Origin of the sequence: Streptomyces sp. NPDC001544 (assembly GCF_042894285.1) — a bacterium.
Classification (GTDB): Bacteria; Actinomycetota; Actinomycetes; order Streptomycetales; family Streptomycetaceae; genus Streptomyces.
In genome coordinates, this window is sequence record NZ_JBIAVN010000032.1 from 20,249 (window position 1) to 39,301 (window position 19,053).

The following is a 19,053-nucleotide window of genomic DNA, read 5'->3' on the forward strand; positions in this document are numbered from 1 at the left end:
GAAGCTCCTGGGGATGCTCGCGTAAGGGGCGTACGGGGAGGAGGTCACGCGGTCCAGTCGAGGATGACCTTCCCACCGCGGCCGCTCGCCGCGTCGGCGAACGCCGCCTCGAAGTCCCGGTAGTCGTACCGGCCGGTGATCACGGGCGCGAGGTCGAGGCCGCCTTCCAGCAGTACCGACATCGCGTACCAGGTCTCGAACATCTCCCGGCCGTAGATGCCCTTGAGGGTGATCATCTTGGTGACGATCCGGGCCCAGTCGACCGGGAACTCCTCGGCGGGCAGGCCCAGCATGGCGATCCGGCCACCGTGCGTCATGTTGGCGATCATGTCGCGCAGGGCCTCGGGGCGGCCGGACATCTCCAGGCCGATGTCGAAGCCCTCACGCAGGCCCAGTTCCCGCTGGCCGTCGGCGATGGTGGCGCCGGAGACGTTCAGGGCGAGGGTCGCGCCGGTCTTGCGGGCGAGGTCGAGCCGCTCCTCGCTGACGTCGGTGATCACCACGTTCCGGGCGCCCGCGTGCCGGGCCACGGCCGCGGCCATCAGGCCGATCGGGCCGGCGCCGGTGATCAGGACGTCCTCGCCGACCAGCGGGAACGACAGCGCGGTGTGCACGGCGTTGCCGAACGGGTCGAAGATCGCGGCGACGTCGAGGTCGACGGGGACGCGGTGCACCCAGACGTTGGCGGCGGGCAGGACCACGTACTCGGCGAACGCCCCGTCGCGGCCGACGCCGAGGCCGACGGTGGCCCGGCACAGGTGACGGCGCCCGGCCAGGCAGTTGCGGCACTTGCCGCACACCAGATGGCCCTCGCCGCTCACCCGGTCGCCGATCCGGACGTCGGTGACGTCACGGCCGGTGTCCACGACCTGGCCGACGAACTCGTGCCCGAGCACCAGCGGGGTGCTGATCGTCTGCCGCGCCCAGCCGTCCCAGGACCGGATGTGCAGATCGGTGCCGCAGATCCCGGTCCGCTGGACCTTGATCAGCACGTCACCGGGACCGACGGCGGGCTCGGGCACGTCCGTGAGCCACAGCCCGGGCTCCGCCTTTTCCTTGACCAGCGCCTTCAACGCTACGGCTCCTGTGTGTGCGGTCCCGGCCCACGGCATGCCGGAGGCACCCGCGTCCGGGGAGAGGAGTGGATTCGCACAGCAATCTGCCCTACGACGGGCACCGGGTCCATCGAGGATTTCTTAAGCGGCGCCACAGCTCGGCTTCACACGACCGTCACAGTGCCGAGTCCGTCGTCCGCGCCCCGTTCGAGACGCAGGGCGAGTTCCGCGGCCCGCGCCTTGATGGTCTCCAGGCCCGCCTTCCCCCAGGGCCGGGGGGTGACGTCGGCGACGCACACGGTGCCCAGCGTCATCCCGGTGCTGTCGAGGAGCGGGGCACCCAGGTACGAGTGGATGCCGAACTCGTCCACGACCGGGTTGCACGCGAACCGCGGGTAGTCACGGACGTCCTCCAGGACCAGTGCCTTGCGGCGCACCACCACGTGGGGGCAGAAACCGTGGTCGCGCGGCAGCCGGCGGCCGACCTCGGGCCGGTTGCCGTCGGCCTTCGGACGCGGTCCGGCGACCGGGGTGCGCAGGCCCGCGAAGAACTGTCCTTCCTCGCCTATGAAGTTGACCATCGCGTACGGCGTGGCGGCGAGCTCCGCGAGGTGCGCCGCGAAGGCGTCGAGGGCGGGCTCGGGGCGCTCCCCCAAGCCGAGCCGGTCAAGCCGCCGGACGCGGGCGGGGGCCTCCCTGTCCTCGGGGGTCAGCAGCAGACCCCTGATGGGGCGCGGCGGGTCGTGGCTCATGACCGGGCTCCGGGTGACATGGGGGCGCCGTGGCCCGGTGCGTGCGCGGGGGCGTGGGCGATGAGGTGGCGCACGAGGGTGAGCAGGGTCTGGACGCCGGAGGAGGAGATACGGGCGTCGCAGCGGACGACCGGGATCCGGGGGTCGAGGTCGATGGCGGCGCGCACCTCCTCGGGGTCGTAGCGGTAGGAGCCGTCGAACTCGTTGACGGCGACGATGAAGCCGAGTCCGCGCTCCTCGAAGAAGTCGACCGCGGCGAAGCACTGCTCCAGGCGGCGGGTGTCGGCCAGGATCACGGCGCCGAGCGCCCCCTCGGACAGCTCGTCCCACATGAACCAGAACCGCTCCTGCCCGGGCGTGCCGAACAGGTACAGCACGTGTCGCGGATCCAGGGTGATGCGACCGAAGTCCATCGCCACCGTGGTCTCGACCTTGTTCTCGATGCCGTCGAGGTCGTCGGTCGTGGCGCTGACCGTGGTGAGCAGCTCCTCCGTGCTGAGCGGCGCGATCTCGCTCACCGCACCCACGAAGGTGGTCTTGCCCACCCCGAACCCTCCGGCCACCAGGATCTTCAGTGCGGTGGGGAACGGGTCAGAGCTGTCGTCGTAGTCCATCGAGCACTGCCTCCAGAAGGGACCGGTCAGTGGGGTTGTGGTGGAAGGCGGGGGGCTTGGTGGTGAGCGCCCCGCAGTCGACGAGGTCGGAGAGCAGCACCTTGGTGACCGCCGCGGGGAGCCCCAGATGCGCGGCGACCTCGGCGACCGGGACGGGCGACCGGCACAGTTCGAGCGCCTGGGCGTGTTCGGGGCCGAGATAGCCGAGAGGGGTGGCTCCGGTGGCCATCACCTGCGACATCAGGTCGAGCGCGATGGTGGGCCGGGTGCGGCCGTTGCTGACCGTGAAGGGACGCACCAGCCGTCCGGCCGCGTCGTCGAGCCAGGGCCCGTCGCCGGCCGCGGCCGCGCTCAAGGCCTCGTCGCCGGGGGTTCGACGGAGTGCCGGCGGGGCGCTGTCACCAGGTAGGGGCGGACGCTCTTGACCAGCATGGCCATCTCGTAACCGAGCACGGCCGCGTCGGCCTCGCGGCCGGCCAGCACGGCCAGGCAGGTGCCGGAGCCGGCGGTGGTGACGAACAGCAGGGTCGAGTCGAGTTCCACGACGACCTGCCGGACCTCGCCGCCGTCGCCGAACCGGACGCCCGCGCTGCGGCCGAGCGAGTACAGGCCGGAGGCGAGGGCGGCCATGTGGTCGGCGCTGTCGGGGTCGAGGCCGTGGACGGACTTCACCAGTCCGTCGCAGGACAGCAGTACCGCGCTGGTGGTGTGCGGTACGCGCTGGACGAGGCCGCTCAACAGCCAGTCGAGGTCGGATACCTGGGCGGTCGGCGCATCGCTCGCCATGGTGGATCGACTCCTTGGGGTACGAAGGGTGCGAAGGTCTGCGGGAGCGGTGAGGGCGGGGGCTGGGCTGCAGCGTGAGGTCATCCGGCCGGTGCGCTCCCGTCGGGCCGGAGACCGGCATGGCTTCCGGGGGCGTGCGGGCGTGCCTGGGCCAGGAAGGAGACCGGCTCGGTAGGGTCTGTCTCCGCCTGCCCCGTGTGGGCTTCGGCCTCCTCCAGGTGCTGCTGCGCCTCGGCCAGGCCGATCCCCCGTTGGAACGCCGCCATCAGGCCGGGGTCATGGCCTACGAGGGTGTCGCCGTCCTGGCGGGGGGCCGGGCCGCCCCGCAGTTGGGGCGCGATGTGTTCCTGGGCGCGGCGGCGGGGAAGCTGGGGCTTGCCCATGGTGCCGCGCACCGTGCCGCCGCCGCGCGGGACGGGGGGTGCGCCCGGGCTCTCCGCGATGGTGCGTCGCTCGTCGGGCCGGATGCCTGGGGTGGCCCGCGCGGGTGTGGGGCGCGCCTCGTGGGCGCCGCGCACCGGCAGCGGTGCCGGTGCGCCGTCGTCCGCCCTCGACGGCCCGCGGTGCACGTGCCGTCCCGGAGCGGTCGGATGTTCGGCGGCGGTGTCCTGGGGACCACCGGTCTGCCGGACGGCACCGGGCCGGGGCGGCCGCTGGGCGATCGGCGCGGGCGGCGGCACCGGGGTCGGGCCCGTGCCCGTGTGTCCCGTGCTCGTGTGTCCCGTTCCCGCTCGGTCCGTGCCCGCGTGGCCCGTGCCCGGCGTGTCGTCCGGTGCCGTGCCCAGGAGTTCCTGGGGCACGACGAGGACGGCCTGCACGCCTCCGTAGATGTTCGTCTGCAGCCGGACGGTGATGCCGTGCCGCCGGGCGAGCTGCGAGACCACGTAGAGGCCGATGCGCCCGTCCGCGAGCAGGCTGGCGACGTTGACCTGGTCCGGGTCGGCGAGCAGCGCGTTCATCCTGGTCTGCTCCTCCACCGGCATGCCGAGGCCGCGGTCCTCGACCTCCACGGCGAGGCCGGAGGTGACGAGGTTGGCGCGGAGCAGCACCTGGGTGTTCGGGGCGGAGAACAGCGTGGCGTTCTCGACGAGTTCGGCCAGCAGGTGGATGACGTCGGCGACGGCGTGGCCGTGCAGCCGGCCGTCGACGGGCGGGACCAGCCGGACCCGTGAGTACTGCTCGACCTCGGCGATGGCCGAGCGCAGCACCTCGGTCATGGAGACCGGGTGGCTCCACTGCCGCCGGGAGACGGCGCCGCCGAGCACGGCGAGGTTCTCGGCGTGCCGCCGGATGCGGGTGGCGAGGTGATCGACGTGGAAGAGGCCCTTGAGCAGGTCGGGGTCCTCGATCTCGCTCTCCAGCTCGTCGAGGATCGAGATCTCCCGGTGCACCAGGGACTGCAGCCGCCGGGCGAGGTTGACGAAGACCTCGAGTTTCTGTTCGCTGCCCGTCTGGCTGGAGAGCTGGGCCGCCTGGACGACGGCGGCGACGGCGCCGTCGTGGGCACGGGCGAGGTCGGCGGCGAGCAGTTCGAGGTCGTCGGCGTCCTTCGGGGGTCCGCCGCGCGTCCCTCGCGGGGGCGGGTTCTCGCCGCGCCGCAGCGCCTCGACCAGGGTCCGCAGATCCGCCTCGCCGCGGGCGGCGCTGCGGCGCAGGGCGCCGACCCGGTCGCTCACCGAGCGGGCGGCGCGGTCGGCGGCGACGGCGGCGATCAGGATGCCGGCGACGGTCACCGAGACCGCCCCGGCGAGCACGGCCCACAGGGTGGGACCGGGGCGGACTCCGGCGGAGCGGACGGTGACCAGGACGGCCGCGCTGGCGCTGAGGGCGACCGCGACGGGCGGCAGCACCGCGAGACGCAGGAGCTGTGGCCGTATGGGGGCCTCGGGCAGTGCGGGAACGGGGCGGGCGACCGGCCGCCCGTGCCGGCCGCCCTCACGGCGGTCGGCACGCGCGGCCGGTGCGCGGAGGTGAGACATGGGTGTCCTCGTACTGGTCCGTCGGGCCCGTCGCGGCCCTGCGTCGTGCGACGGACACTCACCGTAGTCGCCTCGGCATCATGTGCGGCGGGCAGTTGACGAAGTCCCCTGGAGAGGGTCCCGCTCTGGTATGAACTCTCGTACGACAGACCGATAACCCGGCCGGATACACCGAAAAGGATCGACCATTGACGGTCCAGCCTGGTCGAATCCGGTCGGGAAGAGACGGCGAGGGCCGGGGAGTCCATGACCCCCCGGCCCTCGTGGACCCGGTGTGCTCAGCCCGCCGGAACGGTCTCCGGGTCCCCTTCGTCCTCGGCCGTGCCGCCGGGGGCGTCACCCGCCGTGTCGGCCTGGGCCCGGGCCGCCGAGTCGGCGGTGGCCTTCACGGCCGCCTCCGTGACCACGTCCGACCAGCCGCCCGCCGGGGCCTGGGCCACCCCGCGCCACCACGGCTGGGACGGGACGGTCTCGGCGGTGGGCTCGAAGGGCTCGCCGGGACGGGGCAGCGCGGTGCGGGCGCCGGCCGCGCGGGCCGCGGCCACGGTGCCCTCGCCGGGGTCCGACCAGGCGTGGGTGGCCAGATTGAAGGTGGCCCAGTGGATCGGCAGCATCACACCGGATTCGGCCAGGCCGCCCTGCAGGTCGAGGTGGGCGCGCATGCCCTCCTCGGGTGTCATGTGTATGTCGGGCCAGAACTCGCTGTAGGCGCCGATCTGGATCATCGTGGCGTCGAACGGGCCGTGGTCGGCGCCGATGTCCTTGAAGCCGTCGAAGTAGCCGGTGTCGCCGCTGTGGTAGATCCGGTGCTCGGGTCCTGCGACGGCCCAGGAGGCCCAGAGGGTGTGCTGGGTGTTGCGCAGGCCGCGGCCGCAGAAGTGGCGGGCGGGGGTGGCGGTCAGGGTGAGGCCGCCGACCTCGGTCGCCTCGTGCCAGTCCAGCTCCCGCAGCCGGCCCTCGGACACGCCCCACCGTTCGAGGTGGGCGCCGACGCCGAGCGGCACGGCGAAGAGGGTGTCCGTCCCGGCCAGCGCCTTGATCGTCGGCATGTCCAGATGGTCGTAGTGGTCGTGGGAGATGACCACGACGTCGACCGGGCCGAGCGCGGCCAGGGGCAGCGGCACCGGGTGCAGCCGCCTGGGCCCGGCGAACGGGAACGGGGAGCAGCGCTCGCCCCAGACGGGGTCGAACAGCACGCGCTGCCCGTCGATCTCCGCGAGCACACTGGAATGCCCCATCCAGGTCAGCCTGAGGCCGGTGGCGGGCGGCTTGGCGAGGTCCGCGACGGTGGTCGGGTGCACCGGGACCGTGCCCCGCGGGGAACGCCGGGGGCGGGTCTCCTTGTCGAAGAAGACCTTCGCGAAATCCAGGGTGGAGCCGGAGGGCCGGGTCCGGGCGGTGCCTCCGGGGTTCTGGAAGACGCCGTCCTTGAAGTGGGGCGATCTGCGGATGCGCGCGAGGCGCTCACCGCCGGGGTCCGCGCCGAAGGCCTCGGGCCGCAGCGCGCGGAGCCCGGAGCTCAGGGAAACCGATCCGGTCACGGTACCTCCAGGTGGAGTCGGCGAGGTCATCCCATTATGGTCGGCCGCCCCGGCAACCGGGGACGGCCGGGGTCCGGTTGTGCTTGCCCACCCACCGGAGCCCCGATACCGTCGGACACCCGCCTTACTGACCCGCTGTTCAGTAGTCTCCAGGAGCCCGTATGACGACCCCCCTGCTGTCGCTGGTCTGGACGGACCACGTCACCGGACGCCAGGGTTTCCTGGTCGTCGACCGGCTGGTGCGGGGCGTGGCCAGCGGGGGCCTGCGGATGCGTCCCGGCTGCACCCTCGAGGAGGTGACCGGGCTCGCCCGCGGCATGACGATGAAGGAGGCCCTGCACTACGACCCGGCGAGCCGGTACGTGCCGCTGGGCGGCGCCAAGGGGGGCATCGACTGCGATCCGCGGGACCCGGGGGCGTACGGACTGCTGGTGCGCTACCTGCGGGCGATGCGGCCGTACGTCGAGAGCTGCTGGACCACCGGCGAGGACCTCGGTCTCACCCAGGACCTGGTCGACCGGGCGGCGGCCGAGGCGGGGCTGGTGTCGTCCGTGCAGGCCGTGTACCCGCTGCTCGACGACGAGGCCGCGGCCCGGCGGCGACTGGCCAAGGCCTTCGCCGTCGAGGTGGACGGCATCGGCCTGGACGAACTGGCCGGTGGCTGCGGGGTGGCCGAGTCGGTGCTCGCCGCCCTGGACCGGGCCGGGGTGCCCCGCGCGGGGACACGGGTGGCGGTGCAGGGGCTGGGCACCATGGGCGGGGCGACGGCGCGTTTCCTCGCGCGCGCGGGCCTGCGGATTGTGGCCGTCGCGGACATCAAGGGAACGATCGCGAACCCGGCCGGCCTGGACGTCGAGGCGCTGCTCGCCGCGCGGGACGCGTACGGCACCGTGGACCGCGTCGTGCTGCGGCCCGGCGACCGTGAACTGCCCGGCGGGGCCTGGCTGTCCACCGAGGCGGAGGTGCTGGTGCCGGCGGCGGTGTCGTACGCGATCGACGCGGCCGGCCAGGACCGGATCACCGCACGCTGGATCGTCGAGGCGGCCAACATGCCGGTGCTGCCCGAGGCGGAGGAGGCGCTGGCCGCGCGCGGGGTGACCGTGCTGCCGGACGTGGTGGTCAACTCCGGCACCAACGCCTGGTGGTGGTGGACGCTGTTCGGGGACGTCGGCCCGGACGCGGAGGAGGCGTTCGCCCACATCCGGCGTTCGATGCGCGCCCTGGTCGAGCTGATGCTGGCGCGCGCGGAGGCCGACGGGACGACTCCCCGGGCCGCCGCGCACGCCATCGTGGCCGACCGGCTGCCGGTGATCACGGAACGCTTCGGATGGTACCGCTGACCGGACGGCCGGACCGTGCCGCTGCGGCGCCCCGGCGACCGATTAGGGTGACCGCGTGGCGAGAGTGCGGTTGAGCGTGGCGGAACGGCGGGGGGAACTGCTGCGGGCCGCCGTCGAGCAGATCGAGGCGCGGGGTGTGGCGGCGGTACGGATCGCCGACGTGGCCTCGGCGCTCGGCGTGAGCAACGCGCTGGTGCTGTACCACTTCTCGACGAAGGAGAAGCTGGTCGCCGCCGCCTTCGCGCACGCCGCCGAGGGCGATCTGGCGCATCTGCGGGGGCTGCTGGGGCGACGTACGTCCGCGCTGCGCCGGCTGAGGGCCGCCGTGCGCTGGTACGCGCCCACCGGTCAGGCCAAGGGCTGGCGGCTGTGGATCGAGGGCTGGGCGGTGGCGCTGCGCGAGCCCGCCCTGCGGGAGGTCACCCGGGATCTGGACCGGCAGTGGAAGGCGGCGATCGCCGAGGTCATCGCCGAGGGCGTCGACGCGGGAGAGTTCGTCTGCCCGGACCCCGCCGCCGCGGCCCTGCGCCTGACGGCCCTGCTCGACGGCCTCGCCGTCCAGATGACCTCCTACGCGGGCGCGGTGCCCCGGTCCCGGGCCCAGGAGTGGGTCGACGAGGCACTGGCCCGCGAACTGGGGGTGCCACGGGACGCGTTGACCGGGCGTTAGCGCTCCGGGCGGGGCGAGCGCCGGCCCCGCCCGGAGCCCCGGTCAGGCGACCGCGGCGATGCGCATCCTGATGTCGTCCGGGGACAGCGCGCCCTTGGCCGTCACATGATCGCCGGAGGACTCGCCGCGCAGACGGCGGCCGATCCACGGGACCAGGTACTCGCGCGCCCACTGCACGTCGTCGCGGCGGATGTCCAGGGCGCCCCGGGCCGGGAGCGGGGGCCAGGGCTGCTCCGGGTCGGCCGGGACCTCCAGACCGAGCACCTGGCCCGCGCGCAGGGCCACGCGCGTGTGCCCCTCGGGTGAGAGGTGCAGCCGGTCGTGGTCCCAGGCCCGCCGGTCCTGGACGGTCCTCAGTGACCACAGGTCGAGGACGGGACAGCCGTACCGGTCGGCGATGGCGCGGACATGGCCGTTGTACGTGGCGATCTTGCCGCGCAGATGCTTGAGCACGGGCACGCCACGGGTGTCGAAGCCGGTCGTCACCATGACCGTGCCGGCCACGGAGGCGAGCTGCGCCACCGCCAGCTCGAAACGCTCGGCCACCTCGTCGGGATCGGTGCCGGGACGGAGGATGTCGTTGCCGCCCGCGCAGAAGGACACCAGGTCCGGGGCGAGTTCGACGGCTCGCGGAAGCTGCTCGGCCACGATCTGGTCGAGCAGCCTGCCGCGTACCGCCAGGTTCGTGTACCTGAAGTCGCCCTCGGGCCGCCGGTCCGCGAGCAGCACCGCGAACCGGTCGGCCCAGCCGACGAACGCCCCGTCGGGGCCAGGGTCGCCCACGCCCTCGGTGAAGCTGTCCCCCACCGCCACGTACGACCCGATCACTGATCTGCTGTCACTCTTCGAATCGTCTGCCACGTCGGACCATGATTCACCTTTCGATGTGACCTACGCGACCGTAATAAAGGCTTGACGGACGGTGAGATAACCCACCTTCCCGACATGCGCCAGACGGGAATACGCCATCGTGGGACGCACCGGAGGCCGGACCGGGGATCAGGCGACGGCGACGCCGTGCGAGCGGAGGTATCCGACCGGGTCCACGTCCGAGCCGTAGTTCGGGGTGGTGCGTATCTCGAAGTGCAGGTGCGGGCCGGTCACGTTGCCGGTCGCGCCGGAGAGACCGAGCTGCTGCCCCGCCGTCACGGTCTGGCCGGCCGAGACCGAGAGGGAGGACAGGTGGCCGTACTGCGCGTAGTGGCCGTCGGCGAGCCTGATCACGACCTGGTTGCCGTAGGCGCCGCCCCAGCCGGCGGAGACGACCGTGCCCGCCCCCACGGCCTTGACCGGTGTGCCGGTCGGGACGACGAAGTCGACGCCCGTGTGGTAGCCGCTGGACCACATGCCGCCCGGCACGTGGTAACCGGTGCCGATGGTGGCGCCCACGACCGGGAGGGTGAAACCGGTGGAGGCGGTCGGCGCCGCGGAGGGCCGTGTCTGCGAGCGGGTCGCGGAACGGGGCGTGGACCGGGTCGTGGGCTGCGGGGCGGAGGACCGGGTGGACGTGGCGGACTCGGTGCCGGTGTGCGCGGCCCGCTCGCCGATGCTCAGCCTCAGACCGGGGTGGATCAGCGAGGGGTCGCTGCCGACGGCCTCGCGGTTGTCCGCGTAGAGCCGGTGCCAGCCGCCGCTCACGTTCTGCTCGTCGGCGATCTTCGAGAGGTAGTCACCGGCCCGCACCGTGTAGATGTGCACGCCCGACCGGGCCGCGGAGGTCTCCTTCTGGGCCACGGGCGCGGTCTGGACGGTCTCCTTGGAGGCGGACTCCTTCGCGGTGGCCGCCGTGGCGGCATGGGCGCCGCCGGCTCCCACGAGGGGCAGGGCCAGCGCGGCGCCGCCGGTTCCGGCGACGGCGATCGAGCGGGTGAAACGCCGGTTCTTGGGACGGCGGTGCTTACCCTTCGCGGGCATGACGAGTTCCTCTCCGGCGCCTGCGAGGTGAGCTGTCGGGTTCGGGCTGGAGCTGCCCGGCCGCGCTGCGCGCGGCTTCACCCCTAGCCGTTCCGAAGACCGGAACAGGCGGTCCTGCCTGGTGGGTCCCCCGCTCCTGCCGTGCACGGGTGAGTGTGTGCGGGCTCTGGGCGGCGGCAGGATTCGGCGTTCCGTCCGGAGTGGTGGCGAAGGTAAGCGAGCGGGACGGGAACGGACAAGCGAGTGCTTCCCGCGGACCGGGTTTGGCTTGATCCGTTTTGGATATCCCCCGTCACCGTCCGTGAACCTCCTCCGGAACCACCCTTCAATTCCCCGGAAATCCCCACCGATTACGTGGACATGACGCGTGACGGACAGTCATAAATATGACGCTCCTCACGGAACGTACCTTCATGCCTCCCTATATCAGAACTAGTTTCCCCAAAGAATCCAATTGGGGCAGAAGCATCAGATGCGGCGCAGACGGACAACGGTCGCGTCCAGATCGCCGCGCAACCCGGTGTCCAGTCCATGGTGCAGCAGCACGGCACCTCGGTGGACTTCGCCCGTTTCACGGCATTCGTAGGACGCCGCCGGATCGAGGCCGCGCAGCCGCACCGCCGGGACCGGCTCGCCGTACCGCTGCGCCTGGAGCCACGCCAGCACGACCGACTCGTCCCCGAGGGTGTACTGCACCGCGCTCAGCCCGCCCTCCGGCGGTCGCAGCCGGTACAGGTCGCCGTGCTGCACGACCGGGCGGATCTCCTTGTACAGCTCCACCCACTGGCGGGCCTCGGCGAGCTCCTCCTCCGTCCACTCCGACAGATCGCCCCCGACGCCGAGCACCCCGGCCATGGCGCTCACGAACCGGAAGCGCAGGCTGCTGACCCGCCCGTTGAGCTGGGTGTTCGGACTGTCGGTGACCCAGGCGGCCATGACCCGCGCGGGATGGATCTGACTGAAGCCGTGCTGGATGGCGAGCCGGTCCAGCGGGTCGGTGTTGTCGGAGGTCCACACCTGGTCCGTGCGACTCATCACACCGAGGTCGATCCGGCCGCCGCCGCCCGAGCAGGACTCGAACGCGACACCGGGATGGGCCGCCCGCAGCCGGTCGAGGAGCGCGTAGAAGGCGCGGACGTGGTCCACCCACAGCCGCTGCGGGTACGGCTCACCCGGCCATCCGGCGTCGGTGAAGCAGCGGTTGAAGTCCCACTTCACATAGTCGACGGGGGCGCTGGACAGGAGGCCGTCCAGCTGCTGCCAGAGGTGTTCCTGGACGTCCTCGCGGGCGAGGTTGAGCACGAGCTGATTACGGAACTCCGTCCGCTTCCGCCCGAACTGGTACTGCACCCAGTCGGGGTGGGCCCGGTACAGGTCGCTGTCCGGGTTGACCATCTCCGGTTCGACCCAGATGCCGAACTGCATACCGAGGGCGTGCACATAGTCCGCGAGCGGCTTCAGGCCGTTCGGGAAGCGGTCCGGGTTGGGCGTCCAGTCGCCGAGCCCGGCCCGGTCGCTCGTACGGGCACCGAACCAGCCGTCGTCGACCACGAACAGTTCGACACCGATCGCGGCGGCCCGCCGGGCGAGGGTCGCCTGCTGCTCCTCGGAGATGTCGAAGGTGGTGGCCTCCCAGGAGTTGAACAGCACGGGCCGGTCCCGGTCCGCGTCCGGGACGACATGGGCCCGCTGGTAGGCGTGCCAGGCACGGCTGGCGCCGCCGAAGCCGCCGTCGCTCCACAGGCCCGCGAAGACGGGGGTGGTGTACGACTCCCCCGGCGCCAGCGTCAGCAGGCCCGAGTCGTCGTAACCGGCCCCGCCGGTGATCTGGACGCGCGCGTCCGGGAGTTGGGAGACCGCGATCCGCCAGGAGCCCGACCAGCCGAGGGCGCAGCCGTAGACCTCGCCGTGCTCCTCGCCGGCGTCGGTGTGCAGGGCGACCCAGGGCAGGTGCTGGTGGCCGGTGTGACCGCGACGGCTGCCGATCACCTTGTCGCCGTACGTGAGCGGGGCGCTGGTCAGCAGGGACTCGGCGGCCCAGCGGCCGTGCAGCTGGGACAGTCGCCAGCCGTCCCGGTCGGGCAGGGTCCAGGTGGCGGCGTCGGCGCGCAGCAGCTCCACGCGCGCGTGCCCCTCGTTGCCCACGGTCACCCAGCGCTCGACGACGTCCCCGCGCATCCGGTAGTGCAGCGTGAGCGACACCGCGTCGTCCCTGAAGCGCAGCCGGAGCTCGTCGCCCTCGGTGTCGTACGCCTCGAAGGCCCACTCGGTGCCACGCCGCTCGTCGGTGCGCACGGACAGTGCGGGCCGGACGAAACGGGGGCCGCCCTCGACCGGGTACTCCTCCCGGCCGTCGAGCGGGGACTCGAAGGGCCGGTAGCCGGGCAGCGGGCGCACCGCGAGGGCCTCCGCGTCGGCGAGCGCGATGCGCGGGCCCCAGTGGAGGTGCAGCAGTTCGTGCTCCTCGGTGAGGTGCAGCGCGTAACCGCTGGTGGGCCCCGTCAGGAGCCAGGTACGACCGTTTTCGGCGATGTCCACCATCGAGGCCTCACAGGTGCCGACAGATCCGCTCAAGCATCAACATCATCAGGGGCTGACGGCACCGGAGGCAACGCCTGTGGACAACTCATTGCCCGGGAAAACCGATGTCGTATCGTCGAGCGAGTGCCCGCCGACGTGTCGAGACGGCGGGAGCGACAGCGAGGAGCCCACGTGACGCAGCAGGTCCCGTCGACCGAGCCGGAGCTGACCGGAGTGCGCAACTTCCGGGACGTGGGGGGCATGCCCACGGTGGACGGCCGCCGGGTGCGGCACGGGGTGCTGTTCCGCAGCGGGCATCTCGCGCACGCCACCGAGCAGGACGCGGCGTTCCTCGCCTCCCTGGGCCTGCACACGATCTTCGACTTCCGCAACGCGGCCGACAGGAAGCTCGAGGGCCCCGACGTCGAGCTGCCCGGTGTGCGCAATGTGAACCTGCCGCTGAGTGACCCGGCGGACGGCGCGGAGTTCTGGAAGCTGGTCCGCGACGGCGACCTCGACCAGTTGCGCGCGATCCTCGCGGACGGCAAGGCGGAGAACCGGATGATCTCCTCCTACCGCAAGATCGTGCGGGAGCGCACCGCGGAGCACTCCAGGGTGCTGCGCGCCCTGGCCGAGGACAGCGTCCCCGCCCTGATGCACTGCGCGGCGGGCAAGGACCGCGCGGGCATCTCCGTGGCCGTGACGCTGCTCGCGGTGGGCGTGGAGCGCGAGGCGATCGTCGCCGACTACCTGGAGTCGAACGCGAAGCACCGCCGCTACAAGGTGCGCCGGGGCGGCAGCCCGGACAGCGCCTACACCCCCGAGGTGATGGAGCTGCTCAGCCCGCTCTTCGACGCGCGCGCCGAGTACCTGTCGGCGGCCTTCACGAGTCTGGAGGAGACCTGGGGCGGGGTCGACACCTACCTGGAGCAGGGCCTCGGACTGACCTCCGAGACCCGGGAACGGCTGCGCGAGCGGCTGCTGGACTGACGTCCGCCCGACAGCGCGGTCAGCCCTTGGCGCCCAGCGCGAACAGCAGGTAGAGGAACGCGGCGAAGAGGTGGCCCACGGCGATGTAGATGATCAGCCGGACCCACAGGGAGCGGGGGAACTTCGTCTCGTAGTCGCTCATGACGGCTCTCCGGTAAGGGGCCCCAGGCACAGTGCGGCCGTGGGGCTCTGCAGCAGGGTGTGGACGAACAGCAGCTCCACCCCGTCGTGGTCCTCGGCGGCGAGGCGGTGCGGGGTGAGCGAGTCGAAGTGCGCGCTGTCGCCGGGCGCGAGCAGGTGCGCGGTGTCGCCGAGGCGCAGTCTGAGGCGGCCCCGCAGCACGTGGAGCCACTCCTCGCCGGGGTGGACCCGCACGATGTCGCCCTGCGTGCCGTACGGCACCCGTACGCGCAGTGCCTGCATCCCGCGCCCGGGGGCGCCGGCCTGGAAGTACGTCCAGCCGCCCGCACGGGTCGGCTCCATGTCGGCGGCGCGCACGACGGCGTCCCGGTCGGCGACGCTCTCGCCGAGTAGCTCCGAGACCGTCGTACCGTAGACACGGGCGAGCGCGAGCAGCATAGGGAGCGAGGGCTGGCGCCCACCGGTCTCCAGTCGGGAGAGGTGGGCGGGCGAGAGGCCCGCGGTGCGGGCCGCGGCCTCCAGGGTGAGGCCGGCGCGCCGGCGCAGGGCGCGCAGCTGCGGCGCCACGGCGGGCAGGTCGGCGCCCTCGCCCGACGACGGCGCGGCTTCTGAGGCGTTCATGCCCGACGACGGCGCGGCTTCTGAGGCGTTCATGCCTCCATTCAGCCGCGGTTTTACCTGTGAGGCAATTCCTTTGCCTCTGAGGCAAACCGGCTCTCCCGCCTGCGGTCCGTCCCCCGCCGCCCTGCGCCCGTGCTAGCCTCGACGAAGAATTGAACGCGTTCAAGAATGCGCGGGATCAGATGACCACACGTTCCACGCCCTCCCACGCCGACGCGCCCGCCGCCGCCCTCGGCCCCCTCGCGCTGCTGCTGGGGCTCGTGGCCGCGACGAGCACGTGGCCCACGCTCACGTTCATGCTGCTGCCCTGGTCGCTCATCGCCGGTGGGCTCTCCGTCACCTTCGGCGCCATGGGCCTGTACTACGCGGGGCGCGGTGTCGGCCGGCTGTGGACCTCCGCGGTCGGCCTGGCCCTCGGAGCGACCGGGCTCGCCGGTCTCTTCCTCCTCTTCGTGGTGCTGCCCGGCTAGGGGGTGTCAGCGGTTGGCCACCGCCTGCTTGATCAGTGTCTTGCCGAAGTCCCACACCAGGCCGCCGCTGTGCGCGTCGTCCATCACGGCGCTGAAGGCGTCGACGAACCGGTCCACCTCCCGCTCGCCGATGACCAGCGGCGGGATCAGCTTGATGACCTCCAGGTGGTCGCCGGAGACCTGGGTGAGGATCCGGTGCCGCTGGAGCAGCGGGACCACCACCATCTGCGCGAACAGGCCCTTGCGGGCGGCCTGCAGCATGGTCCAGCGGCTGCGCAGCTTCAGGGAACCGGGCCGGCCGAACTCGATGCCGATCATCAGGCCCCGGCCTCGGACGTCGGCGAGCAGCTCGTACTTGTCGATCAGCGCGGTGAGCCGGGATTTGAGCTGCTCACCGGTCGCGCGGGCGTTCGCGACGATCTGCTCGTTCTCCATGACCGACAGCACGGCGAGCCCGGCCGCCATCGCCTGGGCGTTGGACCCGAAGCTCGCCGAGTGGACGAGCACCCGGTCCATGGACGAGTAGACCTTCTTGAAGATCCAGTCTCTGCCGAGGGTCGCGCCGACCGGGACGTAGCCGCCGGACAGTGCCTTGGCCACGCACACCAGGTCGGGCTCGACGCCGTCCTCGTGCTGGTAGGCGTAGAAGTCACCGGTGCGGCCGAGACCGGTCTGCACCTCGTCGGCGATGAGCAGGGCCTTGTGTCTGTGCAGCAGCTCCTGGGCCGCGCGCAGGTAGCCGGGCGGCGCCTCGTGGACGCCCTTGCCCTGGATCGGCTCGACGACCAGGGCGGCGACGTCGCCCTTCTTCAGCTCGCGGGCCAGGGCGTCCAGGTCGCCGAGGGGAACGGCGGTGTCGGGCAGCAGCGGCGCGAAGCCGTCCCGGAAGCCCCTCTCGCCGTTGACCGACAGGGAGCCGGTGGTCAGGCCGTGGAAGGCGTGCTCGCAGTACAGGATCCTGGGTCTTCCGGTGGCGTAGCGGGCGAACTTCAGGGCGGTCTCCACCGCCTCCGTGCCGCTGTTGCCGAAGAACACCCGGTCCAGGTGCGGGCTGTGCGCGAGCAGCCGCTCGGCCAGCAGGCCGGGCAGCGGCTGGCAGTCGAAGCGGGTGAGGTCGGCGAGCGAGGCGTCGAGCACGTCGTGCAGCGCCTTGCGGACGACCGGATGGTGACGGCCGAGGCCCATCACCCCGAACCCGGCGAGCATGTCGAGGTAGTCGTCGCCGTCCGCGTCCCAGAAGTAGGCACCCGCGGCACGCTCGTAGACCTTGTCGAAGCCGATGGTGTGCAGCATGCGCGGGAGCTGGTGGTTGAGGTGCCTGGTGTGCAGCTCGTAGCGCTCGGCCCCGCGCTCGGCCAGCAGCGCGCCGAGGTCGAACTCCGTGGTCATTGGGGTTTCTCCTGTTTCTGCTCGCCCTGCCCGCCGGCGTCCCTGACCGCCAGGCTCGCGCTGATCCGTCCGGCCACCTCGACCGGTGTGAGGCCGATGTCGGCCAGCACCTCACCGCGCTTGGCGTGCGCCAGGAACTGCTCGGGGATGCCGAACCGCCGTACGGGAACGTCCACGTCCGCGTCGCCGAGGGCCAGGGCCACGGCGGATCCGACGCCGGCCGCACGGCTGTTGTCCTCGACGACCGCGACCAGCCGGTGTTCGGCGGCGAGCCCGGGCAGCGCCGGGTCGACCGGTTTGACCCAACGGGGATCCACCACCGTGCAGTCGATGCCGCGCGCCGCGAGCAGGTCGGCCGCCTGGAGGCACACCGGTGCCATGACGCCGACGGCGACGAGGAGTACCTCGGGCCGTTCGGCCCGGTGCAGGACGTCCATGCCCCCGACACGTCCGACGGCCGGGATCTCGGGTCCCACCGACTCCTTGGGGAAGCGGACCACGGTGGGCGCGTCGTCGACGGCGACGGCCTCGCGCAGCTGGGCGCGCAACTGGTCGGCGTCGCGCGGGGCGGCGATTCTCAGACCGGGGACGACCTGGAGGACGGACATGTCCCACATGCCGTTGTGGGAGGGCCCGTCGACACCGGTGACACCGGCCCGGTCGAGGACGAAGGTGACCCCGCAACGGTGCAGGGCCACGTCCATCAGCAGCTGGTCGAAGGCGCGGTTGAGGAAGGTGGCGTACACGGCGACGACGGGGTGCAGTCCCCCGGTCGCCAGGCCCGCCGCGGACACGGCCGCGTGCTGCTCGGCGATGCCGACGTCCCACACCCGGTCGGGGAAGCGCTCGGCGAACTTACCGAGGCCCACCGGGTGGAGCATGGCCGCCGTGATCGCCACGACGTCCGCCCGCTCCTCACCGATCCGCACGATCTCGTCGCCGAACACCGAGGTCCACGACGGGCCGGCCGACGGCACGAGCGGCGCGCAGGTCAGCGGGTCCATCACGCCGACGGTGTGGAAGTGGTCCTCCTCGTGGGCCAGCGCGGGTTCGTAACCGCGGCCCTTCTCGGTGAGGCAGTGGACGAGCACGGGCCCGTGGAAGCGTTTGGCGCGGCGCAGCGCCGACTCGACCGCCATGACGTCGTGTCCGTCGATCGGGCCGACGTACTTCAGGCCCAGGTCCTCGAACATGCCCTGCGGGGCGAAGGCGTCCTTGAAGCCCTTCTTCGCGCCGTGCAGGGACTCGTAGACCGTGCTGCCGACCACAGGGGTGCGCAGCAGGACCTCCTTGCCCCAGGCCAGGACCTTCTCGTAGCCGTCGGTGGTGCGCAGGGTGGCCAGGTGGTTGGCGAGACCGCCGATGGTCGGCGCGTAGGAGCGCTCGTTGTCGTTGACGACGATGATCAGCGGCCGGTCCTTGGCGGCCGCGATGTTGTTCAGCGCCTCCCACGCCATGCCGCCGGTGAGCGCGCCGTCGCCGATGACCGCGACCACGTGCCCTCTCCCGCCCTGCACCGCGCGGGCCTTGGCGAGTCCGTCGGCCCAGCCGAGGGCCGTGGAGGCGTGGCTGTTCTCGATGACGTCGTGCTCGGACTCCTCACGGGAGGGATAGCCGGACAGGCCGCCCTTGCCGCGCAGCTTGGAGAAGTCCTGACGTCCCGTCAGCAGCTTGTGGACGTAACTCTGGTGACCGGTGTCCCAGAGGATGCGGTCGACCGGCGACTCGAACACTCTGTGGAGAGCGACGGTGAGTTCCACCACCCCCAGGTTGGGACCCAGGTGTCCGCCGGTTCTGGCCACCGCGTGCACCAGGAACTCGCGTATTTCTTCGGACAGTTCACCGAGTTCCGCCTCGGACAGCGCTTTCAGGTCGCGTGGTTGCCGGATGGTTTCCAGAATCGTCACGATCGGGCCCCCTCTCGGTCCGTACCTTGCTTCGGACTCACTTCATCTGGTCGGCGAGTTTCAGGGCTTCCTCGATGAGGGTCTCCACGATCTTCGACTCCGGGACGGTCTTGATGACCTCGCCCTTCACGAAGATCTGCCCCTTGCCGTTGCCGGAGGCCACACCGAGATCGGCCTCACGGGCCTCACCGGGACCGTTGACGACACAGCCCATCACGGCCACCCGCAGCGGAACCTCCATACCGGTCAGGCCCGCCGTGACCTCCTCCGCCAGCTTGTACACATCCACCTGCGCACGGCCGCACGACGGACACGAGACGATCTCCAGACCCCGCTGCCTGAGGTTCAGCGACTCAAGGATCTG

Annotated in this window: 19 protein-coding genes and 1 riboswitch; of the genes, 4 read left to right on the forward strand and 15 right to left on the reverse strand. The window is 72.0% G+C overall.

Annotated elements, in window-relative coordinates:
- Positions 1-44 precede the first annotated feature (44 nt).
- The 7 genes from tdh to ACFY0F_RS38790 form a co-directional block, all read right to left on the reverse strand.
- Positions 45-1,073 (reverse strand): L-threonine 3-dehydrogenase, encoded by a 1,029-nt coding sequence (gene tdh / locus ACFY0F_RS38760; protein WP_388805823.1) that lies wholly within the window; start codon positions 1,071-1,073, stop codon positions 45-47.
- A gap of 146 nt (positions 1,074-1,219) precedes the next feature.
- Entirely contained in the window at positions 1,220-1,807 is a 588-nt protein-coding gene (locus tag ACFY0F_RS38765; protein ID WP_388805827.1) for a GAF domain-containing protein, read from the reverse strand.
- Entirely contained in the window at positions 1,804-2,421 is a 618-nt protein-coding gene (locus tag ACFY0F_RS38770) for an ATP/GTP-binding protein (protein WP_388805830.1), read from the reverse strand. The genes ACFY0F_RS38765 and ACFY0F_RS38770 overlap by 4 nt, the downstream gene beginning before the upstream one ends.
- Positions 2,399-2,776, reverse strand: a complete 378-nt coding sequence (locus ACFY0F_RS38775; protein ID WP_388805833.1) for a DUF742 domain-containing protein — start codon at positions 2,774-2,776, stop codon at positions 2,399-2,401. The genes ACFY0F_RS38770 and ACFY0F_RS38775 overlap by 23 nt, the downstream gene beginning before the upstream one ends.
- Positions 2,773-3,207 (reverse strand): roadblock/LC7 domain-containing protein, encoded by a 435-nt coding sequence (locus tag ACFY0F_RS38780; RefSeq protein WP_388805836.1) that lies wholly within the window; start codon positions 3,205-3,207, stop codon positions 2,773-2,775. Before ACFY0F_RS38780 ends, ACFY0F_RS38775 begins: the two co-directional genes overlap by 4 nt.
- A gap of 80 nt (positions 3,208-3,287) precedes the next feature.
- Positions 3,288-5,186 carry an ATP-binding protein gene (locus ACFY0F_RS38785; protein ID WP_388805839.1) on the reverse strand — a complete coding sequence of 633 codons (1,899 nt, stop codon included), beginning with the start codon at positions 5,184-5,186 and terminating at the stop codon, positions 3,288-3,290.
- A 278-nt stretch (positions 5,187-5,464) separates the two neighbouring features.
- A complete protein-coding gene (locus tag ACFY0F_RS38790; RefSeq protein ID WP_388805842.1) occupies positions 5,465-6,757 on the reverse strand; it encodes an MBL fold metallo-hydrolase in 1,293 nt (430 codons plus the stop codon).
- A gap of 131 nt (positions 6,758-6,888) precedes the next feature.
- Between ACFY0F_RS38790 and ACFY0F_RS38795 the strand changes: the two genes are divergently transcribed.
- Positions 6,889-8,067, forward strand: a complete 1,179-nt coding sequence (locus ACFY0F_RS38795; protein ID WP_388805845.1) for a Glu/Leu/Phe/Val dehydrogenase dimerization domain-containing protein — start codon at positions 6,889-6,891, stop codon at positions 8,065-8,067.
- A 55-nt stretch (positions 8,068-8,122) separates the two neighbouring features.
- Complete coding sequence (locus ACFY0F_RS38800; RefSeq protein ID WP_388805848.1) at positions 8,123-8,737, forward strand: TetR family transcriptional regulator C-terminal domain-containing protein; 615 nt, start codon at positions 8,123-8,125, stop codon at positions 8,735-8,737.
- 42 nt (positions 8,738-8,779) lie between these two features.
- Here ACFY0F_RS38800 and ACFY0F_RS38805 read toward each other — a convergent pair whose 3' ends face one another.
- The 3 genes from ACFY0F_RS38805 to ACFY0F_RS38815 form a co-directional block, all read right to left on the reverse strand.
- Positions 8,780-9,565 carry an SGNH/GDSL hydrolase family protein gene (locus ACFY0F_RS38805; protein WP_388805872.1) on the reverse strand — a complete coding sequence of 262 codons (786 nt, stop codon included), beginning with the start codon at positions 9,563-9,565 and terminating at the stop codon, positions 8,780-8,782.
- Positions 9,566-9,736: 171 nt separating this feature from the next.
- The gene (locus ACFY0F_RS38810) at positions 9,737-10,651 is read right to left on the reverse strand and encodes a peptidoglycan DD-metalloendopeptidase family protein (protein WP_388805851.1); all 915 of its coding nucleotides are present in this window, start codon (positions 10,649-10,651) and stop codon (positions 9,737-9,739) included.
- Between the two features lie 4 nt (positions 10,652-10,655).
- A riboswitch (cyclic di-AMP (ydaO/yuaA leader) is annotated at positions 10,656-10,813 on the reverse strand.
- A gap of 306 nt (positions 10,814-11,119) precedes the next feature.
- The gene (locus tag ACFY0F_RS38815; RefSeq protein WP_388805875.1) at positions 11,120-13,192 is read right to left on the reverse strand and encodes an alpha-galactosidase; all 2,073 of its coding nucleotides are present in this window, start codon (positions 13,190-13,192) and stop codon (positions 11,120-11,122) included.
- Positions 13,193-13,363: 171 nt separating this feature from the next.
- Here ACFY0F_RS38815 and ACFY0F_RS38820 point away from each other — a divergent pair, with 171 nt between their 5' ends.
- Entirely contained in the window at positions 13,364-14,161 is a 798-nt protein-coding gene (locus ACFY0F_RS38820) for a tyrosine-protein phosphatase (RefSeq protein ID WP_388805854.1), read from the forward strand.
- 19 nt (positions 14,162-14,180) lie between these two features.
- Here ACFY0F_RS38820 and ACFY0F_RS38825 read toward each other — a convergent pair whose 3' ends face one another.
- On the reverse strand, positions 14,181-14,303 hold the full coding sequence (locus ACFY0F_RS38825; RefSeq protein WP_388805857.1) for a DUF6126 family protein: 123 nt from the start codon (positions 14,301-14,303) through the stop codon (positions 14,181-14,183).
- A complete protein-coding gene (locus ACFY0F_RS38830; RefSeq protein WP_388805879.1) occupies positions 14,300-14,923 on the reverse strand; it encodes a helix-turn-helix domain-containing protein in 624 nt (207 codons plus the stop codon). Before ACFY0F_RS38830 ends, ACFY0F_RS38825 begins: the two co-directional genes overlap by 4 nt.
- Positions 14,924-15,105: 182 nt before the next feature.
- Between ACFY0F_RS38830 and ACFY0F_RS38835 the strand changes: the two genes are divergently transcribed.
- Positions 15,106-15,393 carry a hypothetical protein gene (locus ACFY0F_RS38835; protein ID WP_388805860.1) on the forward strand — a complete coding sequence of 96 codons (288 nt, stop codon included), beginning with the start codon at positions 15,106-15,108 and terminating at the stop codon, positions 15,391-15,393.
- A 6-nt stretch (positions 15,394-15,399) separates the two neighbouring features.
- Here ACFY0F_RS38835 and ACFY0F_RS38840 read toward each other — a convergent pair whose 3' ends face one another.
- The 3 genes from ACFY0F_RS38840 to ACFY0F_RS38850 all read right to left on the reverse strand — a co-directional run.
- On the reverse strand, positions 15,400-16,782 hold the full coding sequence (locus ACFY0F_RS38840; RefSeq protein WP_388805863.1) for an aspartate aminotransferase family protein: 1,383 nt from the start codon (positions 16,780-16,782) through the stop codon (positions 15,400-15,402).
- Positions 16,779-18,689, reverse strand: coding sequence for a 1-deoxy-D-xylulose-5-phosphate synthase (gene dxs, locus ACFY0F_RS38845; protein ID WP_388805866.1), 1,911 nt, complete (start codon positions 18,687-18,689; stop codon positions 16,779-16,781). The genes ACFY0F_RS38840 and dxs overlap by 4 nt, the downstream gene beginning before the upstream one ends.
- A 37-nt stretch (positions 18,690-18,726) precedes the next feature.
- A partial coding sequence (locus ACFY0F_RS38850) for a flavodoxin-dependent (E)-4-hydroxy-3-methylbut-2-enyl-diphosphate synthase (RefSeq protein ID WP_388805869.1) occupies positions 18,727-19,053 on the reverse strand: 327 nt, incomplete at its 5' end.

Bases quoted from the DNA above. Each gene is read 5' to 3' on its own strand.
- ACFY0F_RS38795 (WP_388805845.1), top strand. From the start codon at position 6,889: ATGACGACCCCCCTGCTGTCGCTGGTCTGGACGGACCACGTCACCGGA.
- ACFY0F_RS38810 (WP_388805851.1), bottom strand. From the start codon at position 10,651: ATGCCCGCGAAGGGTAAGCACCGCCGTCCCAAGAACCGGCGTTTCACC.
- ACFY0F_RS38840 (WP_388805863.1), bottom strand. From the start codon at position 16,782: ATGACCACGGAGTTCGACCTCGGCGCGCTGCTGGCCGAGCGCGGGGCC.
- ACFY0F_RS38770 (WP_388805830.1), bottom strand. From the start codon at position 2,421: ATGGACTACGACGACAGCTCTGACCCGTTCCCCACCGCACTGAAGATC.
- ACFY0F_RS38825 (WP_388805857.1), bottom strand. From the start codon at position 14,303: ATGAGCGACTACGAGACGAAGTTCCCCCGCTCCCTGTGGGTCCGGCTG.
- ACFY0F_RS38780 (WP_388805836.1), bottom strand. From the start codon at position 3,207: ATGGCGAGCGATGCGCCGACCGCCCAGGTATCCGACCTCGACTGGCTG.
- ACFY0F_RS38835 (WP_388805860.1), top strand. From the start codon at position 15,106: ATGACCACACGTTCCACGCCCTCCCACGCCGACGCGCCCGCCGCCGCC.
- ACFY0F_RS38765 (WP_388805827.1), bottom strand. From the start codon at position 1,807: ATGAGCCACGACCCGCCGCGCCCCATCAGGGGTCTGCTGCTGACCCCC.
- ACFY0F_RS38785 (WP_388805839.1), bottom strand. From the start codon at position 5,186: ATGTCTCACCTCCGCGCACCGGCCGCGCGTGCCGACCGCCGTGAGGGC.
- ACFY0F_RS38830 (WP_388805879.1), bottom strand. From the start codon at position 14,923: ATGAACGCCTCAGAAGCCGCGCCGTCGTCGGGCGAGGGCGCCGACCTG.
- ACFY0F_RS38790 (WP_388805842.1), bottom strand. From the start codon at position 6,757: ATGACCTCGCCGACTCCACCTGGAGGTACCGTGACCGGATCGGTTTCC.
- ACFY0F_RS38815 (WP_388805875.1), bottom strand. From the start codon at position 13,192: ATGGTGGACATCGCCGAAAACGGTCGTACCTGGCTCCTGACGGGGCCC.